The organism is Nocardia iowensis (assembly GCF_019222765.1).
GTDB classification, from domain to species: Bacteria; Actinomycetota; Actinomycetes; order Mycobacteriales; family Mycobacteriaceae; genus Nocardia; species Nocardia iowensis.
Genome location: NZ_CP078145.1, coordinates 6,598,945 through 6,613,513, shown reverse-complemented (window position 1 = coordinate 6,613,513; position 14,569 = coordinate 6,598,945). Strand labels below are relative to the sequence as shown.

Annotated in this window: 13 protein-coding genes; 7 read left to right on the top strand and 6 right to left on the bottom strand. The window is 67.2% G+C overall.

Annotation, left to right across the window (positions count from 1 at the left end; all coding sequences use genetic code 11):
- The first annotated feature begins 217 nt into the window (after window positions 1-217).
- Window positions 218-1,855: a DAK2 domain-containing protein gene (locus KV110_RS30520; RefSeq protein ID WP_218479105.1), complete on the top strand. Its 1,638-nt coding sequence runs from the start codon at window positions 218-220 to the stop codon at window positions 1,853-1,855.
- Entirely contained in the window at window positions 1,856-4,138 is a 2,283-nt protein-coding gene (gene recG / locus KV110_RS30515) for an ATP-dependent DNA helicase RecG (RefSeq protein ID WP_218470636.1), read from the top strand. It begins immediately after the preceding gene.
- Window positions 4,139-4,159: 21 nt separating this feature from the next.
- On the opposite strand, the gene KV110_RS30510 is transcribed toward recG, so the two are convergent.
- Both KV110_RS30510 and KV110_RS30505 read right to left on the bottom strand, forming a co-directional pair.
- Window positions 4,160-4,564, bottom strand: coding sequence for a nuclear transport factor 2 family protein (locus KV110_RS30510; RefSeq protein WP_218470635.1), 405 nt, complete (start codon window positions 4,562-4,564; stop codon window positions 4,160-4,162).
- Between the two features lie 109 nt (window positions 4,565-4,673).
- Window positions 4,674-6,143, bottom strand: coding sequence for an MFS transporter (locus KV110_RS30505; protein ID WP_218470634.1), 1,470 nt, complete (start codon window positions 6,141-6,143; stop codon window positions 4,674-4,676).
- Between the two features lie 169 nt (window positions 6,144-6,312).
- Here KV110_RS30505 and sigJ point away from each other — a divergent pair, with 169 nt between their 5' ends.
- Window positions 6,313-7,248 (top strand): RNA polymerase sigma factor SigJ, encoded by a 936-nt coding sequence (gene sigJ / locus KV110_RS30500; RefSeq protein ID WP_218470633.1) that lies wholly within the window; start codon window positions 6,313-6,315, stop codon window positions 7,246-7,248.
- Here sigJ and KV110_RS30495 read toward each other — a convergent pair.
- Window positions 7,227-8,648: a short-chain fatty acyl-CoA regulator family protein gene (locus tag KV110_RS30495; protein ID WP_218470632.1), complete on the bottom strand. Its 1,422-nt coding sequence runs from the start codon at window positions 8,646-8,648 to the stop codon at window positions 7,227-7,229. The two genes, sigJ and KV110_RS30495, sit on opposite strands and share 22 nt — an antisense overlap.
- A 147-nt stretch (window positions 8,649-8,795) precedes the next feature.
- Between KV110_RS30495 and prpD the strand changes: the two genes are divergently transcribed.
- On the top strand, window positions 8,796-10,319 hold the full coding sequence (prpD, locus tag KV110_RS30490; RefSeq protein ID WP_218470631.1) for a 2-methylcitrate dehydratase PrpD: 1,524 nt from the start codon (window positions 8,796-8,798) through the stop codon (window positions 10,317-10,319).
- A gap of 8 nt (window positions 10,320-10,327) precedes the next feature.
- Here prpD and KV110_RS30485 read toward each other — a convergent pair whose 3' ends face one another.
- Window positions 10,328-10,501 (bottom strand): DUF1737 domain-containing protein, encoded by a 174-nt coding sequence (locus KV110_RS30485; protein ID WP_218470630.1) that lies wholly within the window; start codon window positions 10,499-10,501, stop codon window positions 10,328-10,330.
- A 26-nt stretch (window positions 10,502-10,527) separates the two neighbouring features.
- Here KV110_RS30485 and prpB point away from each other — a divergent pair, with 26 nt between their 5' ends.
- The 3 genes from prpB to KV110_RS30470 all read left to right on the top strand — a co-directional run bounded on the left by prpB (window position 10,528) and on the right by KV110_RS30470 (window position 13,113).
- Window positions 10,528-11,514, top strand: coding sequence for a methylisocitrate lyase (prpB, locus tag KV110_RS30480; protein ID WP_218479103.1), 987 nt, complete (start codon window positions 10,528-10,530; stop codon window positions 11,512-11,514).
- Window positions 11,515-11,519: 5 nt separating this feature from the next.
- Window positions 11,520-12,644: a bifunctional 2-methylcitrate synthase/citrate synthase gene (locus KV110_RS30475; protein ID WP_218470629.1), complete on the top strand. Its 1,125-nt coding sequence runs from the start codon at window positions 11,520-11,522 to the stop codon at window positions 12,642-12,644.
- Window positions 12,645-12,741: 97 nt separating this feature from the next.
- Complete coding sequence (locus KV110_RS30470) at window positions 12,742-13,113, top strand: SgcJ/EcaC family oxidoreductase (protein WP_218479101.1); 372 nt, start codon at window positions 12,742-12,744, stop codon at window positions 13,111-13,113.
- A 319-nt stretch (window positions 13,114-13,432) separates the two neighbouring features.
- On the opposite strand, the gene KV110_RS30465 is transcribed toward KV110_RS30470, so the two are convergent.
- Window positions 13,433-13,963 carry a hypothetical protein gene (locus tag KV110_RS30465; RefSeq protein WP_218470628.1) on the bottom strand — a complete coding sequence of 177 codons (531 nt, stop codon included), beginning with the start codon at window positions 13,961-13,963 and terminating at the stop codon, window positions 13,433-13,435.
- Window positions 13,960-14,529, bottom strand: coding sequence for a TetR/AcrR family transcriptional regulator (locus KV110_RS30460; protein WP_218470627.1), 570 nt, complete (start codon window positions 14,527-14,529; stop codon window positions 13,960-13,962). The genes KV110_RS30465 and KV110_RS30460 overlap by 4 nt, the downstream gene beginning before the upstream one ends.
- Window positions 14,530-14,569: the final 40 nt, after the last annotated feature.

Sequence of the window (14,569 nt, the reverse complement as noted above, 5' to 3'; positions counted from 1 at the left end):
AGCTGGACGGCCCCGCATCCACCAAACCGGGTGCGTCCGGACGTTGCCGGAACACGTGGTGGGTACCAACTGTATGTCGGTATCGCCCGCTAATCTTGCGGGCGGCGGGTGCCGCAGCGATGACCCGCGGGCGGCAGCTTGCGTAATCACGGCGGGACCGGGAACGCCGCAAGTGAACTACAGAGAAGGGGTGACGGTGCCCGGAGTGCGGGATGTGATGGACGGCACTGCGCTGCTGCGCTGGGGCCGAACCTGCCTCGACGGCCTGGAAAACCGGCGCGAGGAGATCAACGCACTCAACGTCTTCCCCATCCCGGACGCGGATACCGGCACCAACCTGCTCGCCACGATGCGCGCCGCGATGGACGCCGCCGACGCGAAGGCCAGTCCCACGGTGTCGGCGCATGAGGTCGCCGCCGCGATGGCGCACGGTGCGACCATCGGCGCCAGGGGCAACTCCGGCATCATCCTGTCCCAGGTCCTGCGCGGTATCGCCGAGGCGGTACGGACCGAACCGCTGTCGGCCGTCACCTTGCGCGATGCCCTGAACCGCGCCTCGGTGCTGGTCCGCGACGCATTGAGCGTGCCGATCGAGGGCACCATCCTCACCGTCCTCGACTGTGCGGCCGCCAGCGCGGAAGCCTGCCCGGACGCTTCGCTCGCCGACGTGGCGCTCGCCGCGGCCGACGGCGCCGCCAAGGCCCTCGGTGACACCCCGTCCCAACTGGGTGTGCTGCGCGACGCGGGCGTCGTCGACGCGGGCGCGCGTGGACTCGTCGTGCTCCTGGACAGCCTGGTCTCGGTGACGCTCGGTGAGATTCCGGCCAGACCGGAATACGCCCCGAGTGAACCGGTCACGGTGCGCGCCGCTGAGCCGACCGATACTGAAACCGATTCGGCAGCACCGCAATACGAAGTGATGTACCTGCTGGCCGATACCGATCTCGAGCAGATGGCGCGGTTGCGCGCCCGCCTCACCGAGCTCGGCGATTCGGTGGTGGTCGTCGGCGACGGTGCCGGTTCCTGGTCTGCCCATGTGCACTGCGCGGACGCGGGCGCGGCCGTGGAAGCCGGAATCGCCGCGGGAAAGCTCAGCGGAATCCGCATCGAGAGCTTCGCGACAACGCTGCACGACATGACGTCGGGCCACCTCGTCACCCACACGAACATGGACTCCGCGAAGGAAACCAATGGGCCGGCCGATCGCGGGATCCTGGCGGTAGCGGCCGGTGACGGTGCTGCCGCGCTGTTCGAGGACGCCGGGGCGGTGGTGCTCGGCGGTGACGGCGCCGTGACGGCCGCCGCGCTGCTGGCCGCGATCCGCGCGATGCCCAATCGCGAGGTACTGGTCCTACCCAACGGCGCGCTACCCGCGCACGACCTGGTCGCGGTCGGTGTGGCCGCCCGTGACGCGCACCGCGACGTGCTGCTGCTGCCGAGTGCGTCCATGGTGCAGGGGCTCGCGGCGCTGGCTGTGCACGATCGCGGCCGGATCGCCGTCGACGACGCCTTCGCCATGTCGGAGGCGGCCGCGACCACCCGGTGGGGTTCGCTGCGCGCCGCGCGAGAGCGCGCGCTCACCATGGTGGGAACGTGCGAAGCGGGCGATGGGCTCGGCTTGGTCGGCCACGATGTGGTGGTGATCGACCATGATGTGCGCGCGGCGGGTTTGACGCTGCTCGACCGGATGCTCGCCTTCGGCGGTGAGCTGGTCACCCTGCTGATGGGGGCGGCGGCCCCGGACGGCCTGGCCGATGATCTCGCCGCGCACATCGGCGAAAGCTTTCCCGGCGTGGAGGTCACCGTGTATTCCGGTGGGCAGCACGGTGATCTGGTGCAGATCGGAGTGGAATAGATGGCGACCCTGAGTGATCGGCTCGACCATATTCTCGGCGTGAAGGCGGCGGGCTCGCTGGTCGACGCGTTCGACATGCACACGGTGGAGGACCTGCTCCGGCACTATCCGCTGCGCTACGCGACCCAGGGGCAGCCGCTCACCGAGGAAGAGCCGGAAGACGGTTCGCACATCACCGTGATCGGCCGGATCACCAAGGCCGAGCTGCGGCCGATGCGCAACCGCCGCGGTTCGCTGCTGAAGGTGGTGCTGGACACCGGTTCCGGCTCCGGCCGCGGCGTCGACGTCACCTTCTTCAATGGTGACAAGGTGAAATACGTTGTCCGCGAGGGGCTTCGGGCGATGATGTCGGGCACGGTGAACTACTGGCGGCCCGGTCAATGGAACCTGAGCCATCCCGGCTATCTGATCCTGCCCGAAGCCGACGACGAGTCGGTCGGCACGATGACCACCGTGCGCGGCGGCGGTGACCTGCGCGGTCTGGCGCAGAGCGCCAAAGGTGCCGGGGGAGTGGACACTTCGTTCATGGAACGCGAGTTCATCCCGGTCTACCCGGCCACCGCGAAGGTGCAGAGCTGGGATGTGCTCGCCTGCGTCCGGCAGGTCCTCGATCAGCTGGATCCGATCGACGACCCGCTGCCGGACGAGATCAGGAACGACCGGGCCCTGATGAAGATCTCCGACGCGTTGCGCCTGATCCACCTGCCGGAGCGCAAGTCCGACATCGACCAGGCCAGCGAGCGGCTGCGTTTCGACGAGGCACTGGCATTGCAGCTGGTGCTCGCCGAACGCCGCCACGAGGTGTCCGGTCGCGCCGCCCGCCCGTGTCCGCCGCGACCGGACGGCATTGCCGCCGAGTTCCAGCAGCGGCTGCCGTTCGAGCTGACCGCGGGCCAGCAGCAGGTGATCGCGGAGATCTCCGCGGACATGTCGCGCAGCCATCCGATGCACCGGTTGTTGCAGGGCGAGGTGGGCTCGGGCAAGACGATCGTCGCGTTGCAGGCGATGTTGCAGATCGTCGACGCGGGCCAGCAGTGCGCCTTGCTCGCGCCGACCGAAGTCCTTGCCGCCCAGCACTATCGGTCGCTGCGCGGCATGCTCGGCGACCTCGCCAGCGGCGGTGAGCTCGGCGCCGCCGAGCACGCGACGAAGGTCGTGCTGGTCACCGGTTCGATGTCGGCCGCGACCAAGAAGGCCGCGCTGCTGGCGGCGATGACTGGCGAGGCGGGCATCGTGATCGGCACGCACGCGCTGATCCAGGACAACGTCGAGTTCTTCGATCTCGGCATGGTGGTCGTCGACGAACAGCACCGCTTCGGTGTCGAACAGCGGGATGCGTTGCGCGCCAAGGCGAAAGCCGGAACCAGCCCGCATCTGCTGGTGATGACCGCGACACCGATCCCGCGCACCATCGCGATGACCACCCTCGGCGATCTGGAGACCTCCACACTCACCGAACTGCCGCGGGGTCGTTCCCCGATCACGTCCAAAGTCGTTCCGCGCAGACAACATCCGAACTGGGTCGACCGCGCCTGGGAGCGCATCGTCGAAGAGGTCAAGGCCGGTCGGCAGGCCTACGTCGTGTGTTCCCGCATCGGTGACGACGAGGAAAGCTCCGGCAAGTCCCGCAACGGCAAGGCGAAGGCCGCCGAACCCGAAAAGGAAGGCCCGACAACGCAGGCCGCGCTCGACGTCTTCGAGACGTTGCGCAACGGGCCGCTGTCCGAAGTGCGGGTCGGCCTGCTGCACGGCAGGCTGCCCGCGGACGAAAAAGATCAGGTGATGCGCGCGTTCAACGACGGGTCGGTCGACGTGCTGGTGTGCACCACCGTGGTCGAGGTCGGCGTGGACGTGCCGAACGCGACCGTCATGGTGATCGTCGACGCGGACCGCTTCGGCGTCAGCCAGCTGCATCAGCTGCGCGGCCGGATCGGCCGCGGCAAACACCAAGGACTGTGCCTGCTGATCACCGATGCCGCGCCGGGCGGCTCGGCCATGGCGCGACTGGACGCCGTCGCCGCCACCACCGACGGCTTCGAACTCGCCGTGCTCGACCTGCGCACCCGCCGCGAGGGCGACGTGCTCGGCGCGGCCCAGTCCGGAACGGCGCGCTCGCTGCGCCTGCTCTCGCTGCTCGACGACCTCGAAGTCATCACCGCCGCACAGGAACTCGCCCGCGAGGTGGTCGAGGCCGACCCCGGCCTGAAGAAGCACCCCGGCTTGGCGAGCATGATGCACGCCGCCGTCGACTCCGAGCGGCTGGAGTACCTTGCCAAGTCCTGAATCAGTTGCCCGACAACCGGATCACTCGGTCGCGACCGTGGTGATCTGGGTGAGCGAACACCGCCACCCCCGCTCGGTCTCGACGTAGACGTCCGTCGTCCATTCGTCGGCGTCGAACCGCTTGCCTTGGTAGTGCGCGGTATTGGTGGCCCGCACCGTCAGCACCGCGACGTTCCCGTAGCGCTTGATCCTGGCGTCACCGACCCGCTGCATCGCCGAATGCGTCAGCTCACCTGACTCGACGAGGGTCAGGAACTGCTCGGCCGTCCCCACGCCTTTCTCGGAGACCATCACCCAGTCCTCGGTCATGTAGTCGGCGATCCTGGCCGCGTCGTTGGCGACGATCGCCGCCATCCAGTCGTCGAGCAGACGCAGGAGCTGCTCCTGGAGCGAGCTGTCCGTGGTGGAAGAGTGTGTCGTTGCCATACTTCGCACGGTAGACCTGCTCGTCACGGTGGGCTTGGATGAATGGAACACGAGTGCGATGGACCGAAAGCCGGGTACCGATCCGCTCGATACCCGGCCGTCGTGCGCCTTATGCGGCGACTGTTTCCGCAGGTGCCGCCGTAGGAAGCGACGCGCCCTCGCCACGCGAGTTGACGGTCCGCCAGCCGATGAAGGCGGCGCCGATCGTGATGAGCCCGCCGATCAACAGCGCGAGCCGGAAACCGGAGGTCATCGCCTCCAGGGGTGCGTGACCGGCGGTCAGCTGCTCCGCGGTGCGTGAAGTGGCCACCGCGGTCAGCACGGCCAGACCGAGCGCACCGCCGATCTGCTGGCCGGTATTGAGCAGTGCCGCGGCCAGTCCGGCTTGCTCGGCGGGCACGCCCGCGTTCGCCGCGGTGGTGTTGGCGACGAACACCACGCCCAGTCCGATGGACATCAGCACCATGGCGGGCAGCAGATCGACCAAGTAGGAACCATCGGTGGGAATCCGCGACAGCCAGATGAGGCCGAGCCCGGAAATCACCGATCCGGCGATGATGAGCGGCCGGGTGCCGGTCTTGGCGATGAACTTCGCGGTCACCCCGGCGACGGCGCCGATGGTGAGGCTGACCGGCAGATAGGCGTTGCCCGCCTGGAATTCCCCGTAACCAAGCACCTCCTGCATGTACAGCGTGACGAAGAAGAACATCGCGAGCATGCCCGCGGCCAGCGTCAGGTGGGTCAGATTGGCCGCCGCGAGACCCTTGATGCGGAAGATCGACAGCGGGACGAGCGGGTCCTTGGTCAATCGCTCATTGATCAGGAACCCGATCAGCAGTGCCGTGGCCACGCCGAGTTGGACAATGGTGCGCGCGTCGCCCCACCCTTGTTCCGGAGCTTTCACCAAGCCGTAGACCAGCAGCATCAGGCCGCCGGTCGCCAGCGCCGTACCGAAAACATCGAAGCCACCACGGATCTCGTTGCGCCGGTCATTGGGCACCAGGAACGGAACGGCGGCCAGCACGAGCACGCTCACCGGGGTGTTGACGTAGAAGACCCAGCGCCACCCCGGCCCCTCGGTCAGCACGCCGCCGAGGAAAACCCCTGCGGCAGAGGCGAGTCCGGCCGTTCCGCCCCACACGCTCAGCGCGGTGGTGCGGTCGGAGCCCTCGCGGAAACTGGTGGTGAGGATCGACAGGGCCGCGGGCAGCATCAGCGCGGCGCCGACGCCCTGGGCGAAGCGCGCGCCGATCAGCAACCCGCTGGTCTCGGCGAGGCCGCCGATGGCCGAAGCGGTGCCGACCAGGATCGTCCCGGCGATCAGCACCCGGCGCCGGCCGAGCAGGTCGGCCAGGCGGCCGCCGAGCAGCATCAGCCCGCCGTAGGTCAACAGGTAGCCGCTGGTGACCCATTGCAGTGTCGACACCGACAGCCCCAGTTCGTGCTGGATGGTTGGCAGCGCGACATTGACGATCGAACTGTCGACGAAGTCGAGGAAGGCGACCAGGCACAGCAGCGCCAGCGTGAGCTTGCCGCGGCGGGTGGTCAGAAACGATGGTGTTTCGGTGGGTGTACGCACTCCGATGTCCTCTCTCGGTCCGGACGAGATCTCATCCGTTGCCACCCTGAGACCGCCGATCCGCGCGAGACGTGACAGCGGGAGAGCCGGATCACACTTCGCCGCCACGTGTCACTTTTTGTGGCCGCGCCCGGCTCTAAGGAAGCAAGATCGGCATAGAGGAGGAGCGATGATCGAGATCGTGGACACGGAGGCGACGCGGGTGTTCGCCGACCATCGGGAGCTGATGTTCTCGGTGGTCTACAACATGCTCGGCAGCGTCGCCGACACCGAAGACGTGCTGCAGGACGCGTGGTTGTCCTGGGTATCGCGCAATCGGGAGGAAGGTTCGCAGATCGAGCATCCGCGCGCCTATCTGGTGCGCCTCGCGGTCAACCACGCGCTGGACCGGCGGGCCGCCATCAACCGCAGGCGCGAAACCTACGTCGGTCCCTGGCTGCCCGAGCCGCTGGTCGCCGACGAACCGGCGGCCCGCGACACCATCGACGCCGCCGAGCCCGCGTTGCGCGCGGAATCGGTCTCGATGGCGATGCTCGTCGTGCTGGAGACGCTGACGCCACTGGAGCGCGCGGTGTTCGTGCTGCACGAGGTATTCGGCTACCCGCACGCCGAGATCGCCGAGATGCTCGGTCGCCGCACCACCGCGATTCGGCAGCTCGCGCATCGGGCGCGCGAACACGTCCATGCCCGCAGGCCGCGCCACCAAGCCGACCCGCGGGTACAGCGGGAGGTGACGCAGAAGTTCCTGGCCGCTCAGCTCGGCGGCGACATGGCGGGGTTGATGGCGCTGCTGGCGCCGGATGTGACGTTCTGGTCCGATGGCGGCGGCAAGCGACGGGCGGCGCTGCGACCGGTCCACGGCATCGACAAGGTCGCCAGGCTGATCACCAGTCCCATTGTGCTGAGCCATGTTCCGGACATCGGCGTCGAGTACCGATGGGTGAACGGTGACCCGTCGGCGGTGGTGTTCTCCGGCGACGCGCCGTTCGCGGTCGTCGTGCTCGACATCGATCCGGTCTCCGAGCAGGTCCGGGGGATCTACGCGGTGGCCAATCCGGACAAGCTCACCGGGATCGCGGGGGATCAGCGTCCGACGCGCGGATAGGGCAGGTCGGTGCTGGTGTGTTCGGAGACCGCGAGCGGGCTGCCGATATGCGGGAACGCGCGCTGCGGACACGACGGCCGTTCGCAGACCTTGCATCCCGCGCCGATCTGCACCGCCGTCGCCGGGTCGTCGAGCTGCAGGCCGGCCGAATACACCAGCCGTTCGGCGTATTCGATGTCACAGCCGAGCCCGATCGCGAAGTTCTTTGTCGCGGTGCCGAATCCGTGCGGCGCGGTCATCGCGGTGCGCGCGACCCACAGATAACGTCGACCGTCCGGCATTTCGGCGATCTGGGTGAGGATGCGGCCCGGATACGCGAAGGCCTCGTGTACCACCCAGAGCGGGCAGCTGCCGCCGACCCGGGAGAAGTGGAAAGCCGTGGCCGACTGGCGTTTCGAGATATTGCCCGCGCGGTCGGTGCGGACGAAGAAGAACGGCACCCCGCGCTGACCCTGCCGTTGCAGGGTGCTGAGTCGGTGGCAGATGGTTTCGAAGCCGACCTCGAAACGCAGGCCGAGCAGGTCGATATCGTAGTGCAGGTCCTCGGCGGAGCGCAGAAAACGCCCGTAGGGCAGCACCAGTGCGCCGGCGAAGTAGTTGGCCAGCCCGATCCGCGCGAGCGTGCGGGATTCACCGGTGAGCGAGGGGGTTTCGGCGAGGACGCCGTCCAACTCGGTGCCGTACAGCAGGAACGCGAGAGTGGTCGCGATCTGGAAGGCGCGCTGCCCCGGCCGTAATCGCCTGGCCAAGGTCAGGGTTCGGCTGTCGGGATCGTATTGCCGTTTGGGGATGGACGGATCCGCGCCGTCGCCGCGCACCAGCACGGTGACCCCGGCGCGTTCCTCGGCCACCCTCGCGAGCTGGCGATCCAGCGAGCCGATGGTCAGTCCGGATTGTTCGAACAGCTGCTCGGCGGCGATGTCGAGCTGCGGAATGTGATTGTGATGGTCGTAGAAGAAGTCCCGCACATCTTCGTAGGGCATCGGCATGCCGGGGGCGCCGGTCGGTGCGGACACCCGGGCGGAGAGCAGATCGAGCTGGTCGGTGGCGGCGCGCAGCCTGCGGTGCATCGCGACGACGATCCTGGCGACCTCGGGTTGCCTGGTGGCCAGTTCCTCCACCTCGGTCAGCGGCGCGGTGTGGCCGCCTGCGGCATCGATCAGCACCTCGTGCAGGTCCGATACGAGGCGCGCGTCCGAGTCCGCGGCGAAGAACTGGACGTCCAGATCGAAGGTGGAGTTGAGCTTCAGCAGTACCGGGATGGTGAGCGGCCGCTGGTCGCGCTCCAGTTGGTTGAGATAGCTGGGCGACAGATCCAGCGACTTCGCCAGCGCCGCCTGGGTGAGCCTGCGCTCCTCGCGTAATCGGCGAAGGCGAGCTCCCGCGTACATCTTCCGCACGGCAAGATCGTAGCCCCGGATCTTCGCAATCATCGCAATATCCGGACTTCTTTCCCGCAGAAATATGCCGCTGCGAGGTATTTTGCGCGAGATCCCAGCTGCGTAGCGTGCGAAGAGAGGTTCTTTCACCGCTGATCTGGAGGACGCATGAAGACACACATCGTACGCGCCCGCCCCGCCGACGCCGATTTCCCGCGCGCGGAACACCTGGCAACCAAGATTGCCGAAGTGGCTGCCGACCCCGTCGAGGTCAGCGCCGAGGTCGCCGAGATGATCGTGAACCGGATCATCGACAACGCGGCCGTCGCGGCGGCGGCATTGACCCGCCGTCCGGTGACCAGCGCCAGGGCCCAGGCACTCGCGCAACCGTATCGACCTGGACCGGGGCGCTCGGGTGCGACGGTGTTCGGGCTGCCCGCGCGACACTGGGTGTCGCCGGAGTGGGCGGCCTGGGCCAACGGAGTCGCGGTGCGCGAGCTCGACTTTCACGACACGTTTCTGGCGGCGGAGTATTCGCACCCCGGTGACAACATCCCGCCGATCCTCGCGGTGGCGCAGCATCTCGGTCGTAGTGGCGCTGACCTGATCCGCGGCCTGGCAACGGGTTACGAGATCCAGATCGACCTGGTGCGCGGAATCTGCCTGCACGAGCACAAGATCGACCACGTCGCGCACCTCGGTCCGTCCGCCGCCGCGGGGATCGGCACGCTGCTAGGGCTCGACACCGAGACGATCTATCAGGCGATCGGCCAGGCGCTGCACACCACCACCGCGACCCGTCAATCGCGCAAGGGCGAGATCTCCAGTTGGAAGGCCTACGCGCCCGCGTTCGCCGGGAAGATGGCGGTCGAGGCGGTGGACCGGGCGATGCGTGGCGAGGGCGCGCCCGCGCCGATCTGGGAAGGCGCCGACGGTGTGATCGCCTGGCTGCTCGGCGGATCGGCCGCGGAATACCGGGTGCCGCTGCCCGGTCCGGGCGAGGCGAAGCGCGCGATTCTGGACAGCTATACCAAGGAACATTCGGCCGAGTATCAGAGCCAGGCGCCGATCGATCTGGCCCGCCGAATGCGTTCGCGCATCGGCGATCTCGACCAGATCGCCTCGATCGTGTTGCACACCAGCCATCACACCCATGTAGTGATCGGCACCGGCTCGGGCGACCCGCAGAAGTTCGACCCGCACGCCAGCCGGGAAACCCTCGACCATTCGGTGCCTTACATCTTCGCGGTCGCGTTGCAAGACGGAACTTGGCATCACGAGCGGTCCTACGCCCCCGAACGCGCGCAGCGGCCGGACACCGTCGCGCTGTGGCGCAAGATCTCCACCACCGAGGATCCGGAGTGGACGCGGCGCTATCACGCCACCGACCCGAACGAAAAGGCTTTCGGGGCACGGGCGGTGGTGACGTTGAAGAGCGGGGAGACCATCGTCGACGAGCTCGCCGTTGCCGACGCGCACCCGCTCGGTGCGCGGCCGTTCGCCAGGGAGCAGTACATCGCCAAGTTCCGCACGCTCGCCGACGGCGTGCTCGACGCCGCCGAACAGGATCGCTTCCTGGACGCGGCCCAGCGCACACCGGAACTCGCCGCGGGCGAACTGGATCAGCTGACGTTCACCGTATCGAGCGCCGTGCTGGACCGGGCGCCCCGGACGCCGGAAGGGGTCTTCTGATGTCCCCGCTACTCGCCGTCCCAGATCACCGCCTGTGCCGCGATCACCTCGGTGCCGTTGAAGGTCACCGCGGGGGAGCCGTGCAGCCGATAGCCCTGATCGAGCAGAGCGCTGATCCGCTCGCAGAAGGAAGCGTCGTCGACGCCGGTGATCAGCCGGTAGCGCAGGGGGCGGTCGTTCATGGCTCCAGCCTAGGGCGGTGGCACCGGTGACGGGTTTGCTGGCCGCCGCGACGAGTGCGGCCGACAAGCGCGCGGCATTCCGCGCTGGACTGACGTCGGGGCAGATCCAGCGGTTGCCGGGTGCGTTCAATCCGCTGGTGGCCAGGCTGGTTCAGGAGATCGGTTTCGAGGGCGTCTATGTCTCGGGCGCCGTGATGTCGGCCGAACTCGCTCTGCCCGATATCGGACTGACCACGCTCAGCGAGATCACCGCGCGGGGTCAGCAGATCGCGCGGGTCACCGATCTGCCGGTGCTGATCGACGCCGACACCGGGTTCGGCGAGCCGATGAACGCCGCGCGCACGGTGACGTTGCTGGAGGACGCGGGGCTGGCCGGTTGTCACCTCGAAGATCAGGTGAACCCGAAACGTTGCGGCCATCTCGACGGTAAGGCGGTGGTGCCCGTCGGCGAGATGATCCGTCGGTTGCGTGCCGCCGTTTCGGCCCGGCGGGACCCGAACTTCGTGCTGTGCGCCAGAACCGATGCCCGCGGTACCGAAGGGCTGGATGCGGCCATCGACCGGGCCAAGGCATACGCCGACGCAGGCGCCGATCTCATCTTCACCGAGGCGCTGGCCGACGCCGCCGAATTCGCGAAATTCCGTGCCGCCGTCGATGTTCCGTTGCTCGCCAACATGACCGAGTTCGGCAAATCCGAGCTGCTTTCGACGCGGACACTGCAGGACCTCGGCTACAACGCCGTCATCTATCCGGTGACAACGCTGCGGCTGGCGATGTACGCCGTGGAGCACGGACTGCGCGAAATCGCCTCGACCGGAACGCAATCCGGCCTGGTTCCGGCGATGCAGCATCGCTCTCGGCTGTACGAGCTCCTGCAGTACCAGCGGTACAACGACTTCGATTCCGGAATTTTCACTTACACCGTGAGCGAGCGTAGCGAGCGGACCAATGACACAGCGCGATTCGCGCACGGCGGAGCCGAGCGCCAGCGAGGCGTAGACGGGAGCGAGTGAGCGACATGACCGAAATCAAGAAGGGGCTGGCCGGGGTGGTGGTCGACACGACGACCATCTCGAAGGTGGTGCCCGAGACCAATTCACTGACCTATCGCGGGTACGCGGTGCAGGATCTCGCGCGGCACTGCACGTTCGAGGAGGTCGCCTATCTGCTCTGGTACGGCGAACTGCCCGACGCGGCGCAACTCGCACTGCTGTGCCAGCGGGAACGCGCGCAACGCCGCGTCGACCGATCCATCCTGTCGCTCGTCGAAAAGATGCCTACCTCTTGCCATCCGATGGATGTGGTCCGCACCGTCGTCAGCTATCTCGGTGCCGAAGACCCCGAGGAGGATCTGGGTGGCGCCCCCGCGCAGCGAGCGCTGTTGGCCAAGGCATTACGGCTGACCGCGGTGTTGCCGACGGTCATCGCGGCCGATATGCGTCGTCGCCGCGGCCTCGATCCCATTGCGCCGCACTCACATCTGGGCTTCGCGGAGAACTTCCTGAACATGTGCTTCGGGTCGGTGCCCGACCCGCGTATCGTGCGCGCCTTCGAGATCTCGCTGATCCTGTACGCGGAGCACAGTTTCAACGCCTCGACGTTCGCGGCGCGGGTGGTCACCTCGACGCAGTCGGACGTGTACAGCGCGGTCACCGCCGCCATCGGCGCGTTGAAGGGTCCGCTGCACGGCGGTGCCAATGAGGCCGTCATGCACACGATGCTGGAGATCGGTGCGCCGGAACTGGCCGCGGAATGGTTGCGCGCCAAGCTCGCTCGTAAACAGAAGGTGATGGGTTTCGGGCACCGGGTCTACAAGAACGGCGACTCCAGGGTGCCGACCATGCGGGACGCGCTGGAGCAGGTCGCCGAGGTGACCGGCGGGCAACGGTGGGTGCGCATGTACACCGAACTGGAGCGGGCGATGGCCGAGGCGACCGGCATCAAGCCGAATCTCGACTTCCCGGCGGGTCCGGCCTACTACCTGATGGGCTTCGACATCGAGATGTTCACGCCGATCTTCGTGATGAGCCGGATCACCGGCTGGACCGCGCACATCGTCGAGCAGTCCGCCTCGAATGCGCTGATCCGCCCGCTGTCGGAGTATGTCGGGGTGCCGCAGCGGGAGTTGACCGCCAGCCGCTGAATGTCAAGGCTTTAATACCGAGCAATTGCTTGGTTGAATCGGGATGGCGGTGCGGACGATGCGGTTCGCCCGCCACCAGGAAAGTGAGGCGATGCCAATGCCAAGCCCCGACGAACTCGTCCGCGACATGTGCCGCAGCTGGTCCGATCCCGACCCAGACCGAATCGCCGCCTTCTTCGCCGAAGACGCCGTCTACCACAACATTCCGACCGAGCCCGTGGTCGGCCGCACCGCCATCCGCGACTTCATCGCAGGCTTCCTGACCACCTTCGAGGCCGTCGACTTCGACATCCACCACCAGATCACCGCCGGCAACCTGGTCATGAACGAACGCACCGACACCCTCCGCGGCGCGGGCCACACCATCCCCCTCCCCGTCACCGGCGTCTTCGAAGTAGCGGGCGACACCATCCTCGCCTGGCGCGACTACTTCGACATGGGCGTAATCAACCGAGCCTTCAACCTCTGATCGCCCTCGACCGAACTGGCGTCGGACCGAATTGGTGGATATCAGGGTGGAACCGAATCGGGGTGCTGCGCGTCGAAGGTGGATAGGGGCGATTTATGGAGTGATTCAGGACGTCGAGGAGGGGTTGGTATGGATCGTTGTCCGGGGTGTCATACGGCGTGGCGGCGGGGGATGAGTTCGAAATCGCGGAAGCAGCCGGTTATGCGGGCTGCGGAACCCTGCGAGCGGTACACGTCGCGGCGACGGCAGGCGATTCGGCCGGAGCCTGAATCGGAGTGAGGTGGTGACGGTGCCTCCGGCTGGCGTGGGGGCACCGTCTTCAGTGATCGGTGTCTTCTGGAAGTAGATGTGCGAGAAGGAGTTTGATCAGCAGGACGGGGGCGAACCAGGTCAGTGCGTTGGGAGTGGTGAGGATGCTGGTGGCGACGGTCAGCGCGACGGCGGTGGTGCCGAAGGCGATGGGGCGGCGTAGATCTCGCGGAGCAACGGTGATGAGTACGGCGCCGGACAGCGCCAGGGCGTAGATGACGGCGGCCGTGAACCAGCCGAAGCCGGGGGTGACCAAGGCGAGCAGGAACGGTTGGACGTGGATGGCGACGAAGCCGAGATGGTGCCTCGCGGTTCGTCCCGGCCGATGAAACCAGCGTTTCGCGGCGGTGGTCGCATTGACGACCGCGCCGCCGAAGAGGTCGAAGGCGACGAACGTGACCACGGCGACGCACAGCCAGGACCACTCCGCATCGAGCGCGAGGCCGAAAGCCAGTGCGGCACCGACGAATGCCGTGGCGAAACTCGCCGTTACTTCCCCGCGCGTGGCGTGCGGGGCGATAAGTCGATCGGTGAGATTCATCGGCGGATTCCTTCCACGCAGACCTGCGCTACTGGACCGGCCAGGTCCCGCAGCGACACCTGCGGGTCGACCAAGGCTTGGACGAGGCAACCCTCGATCGCACCGATGATCACCGCGGCATGTCGCTCATCGATGCCGGAACGAAGCTCGCCATCGGACTGCGCCTGCCGCAGCAGATCCGCTATGGCCGAGCGATATTCGCGATACATCGCCGCCAAATCGAATGGCGGATTGGCCGCCCACACATCCAGCAGGACGCGGGCATGGTCGGGGTGGTCGGCCAGCAGCCCGATCGTTCCGTGCACCAGTCTGGTCAGGCGGTCCAGCGCTGTTCCGGTACCCAACTCGGCCAGCACCTGCCCCGAGCGGGTGATGTAACTATCGAAAGCGCCCGTCAGCAACGCATCCCGGCTGTCGAAATACAGATACACACTGCCCTTGGCGATGCCCGCTTCGACGGCGACATCCTCGATGCGGGTGGCGGCGAAGCCTTTACGCGCGAATACCCGCACCGCGGCATCGAGGATTTCTTCTCGGCGGGCGGCCCGGTCCACTCTCTTCGGCATGGTCCGATTATGAATGACCGGTCAGTCATAATCAATGGCG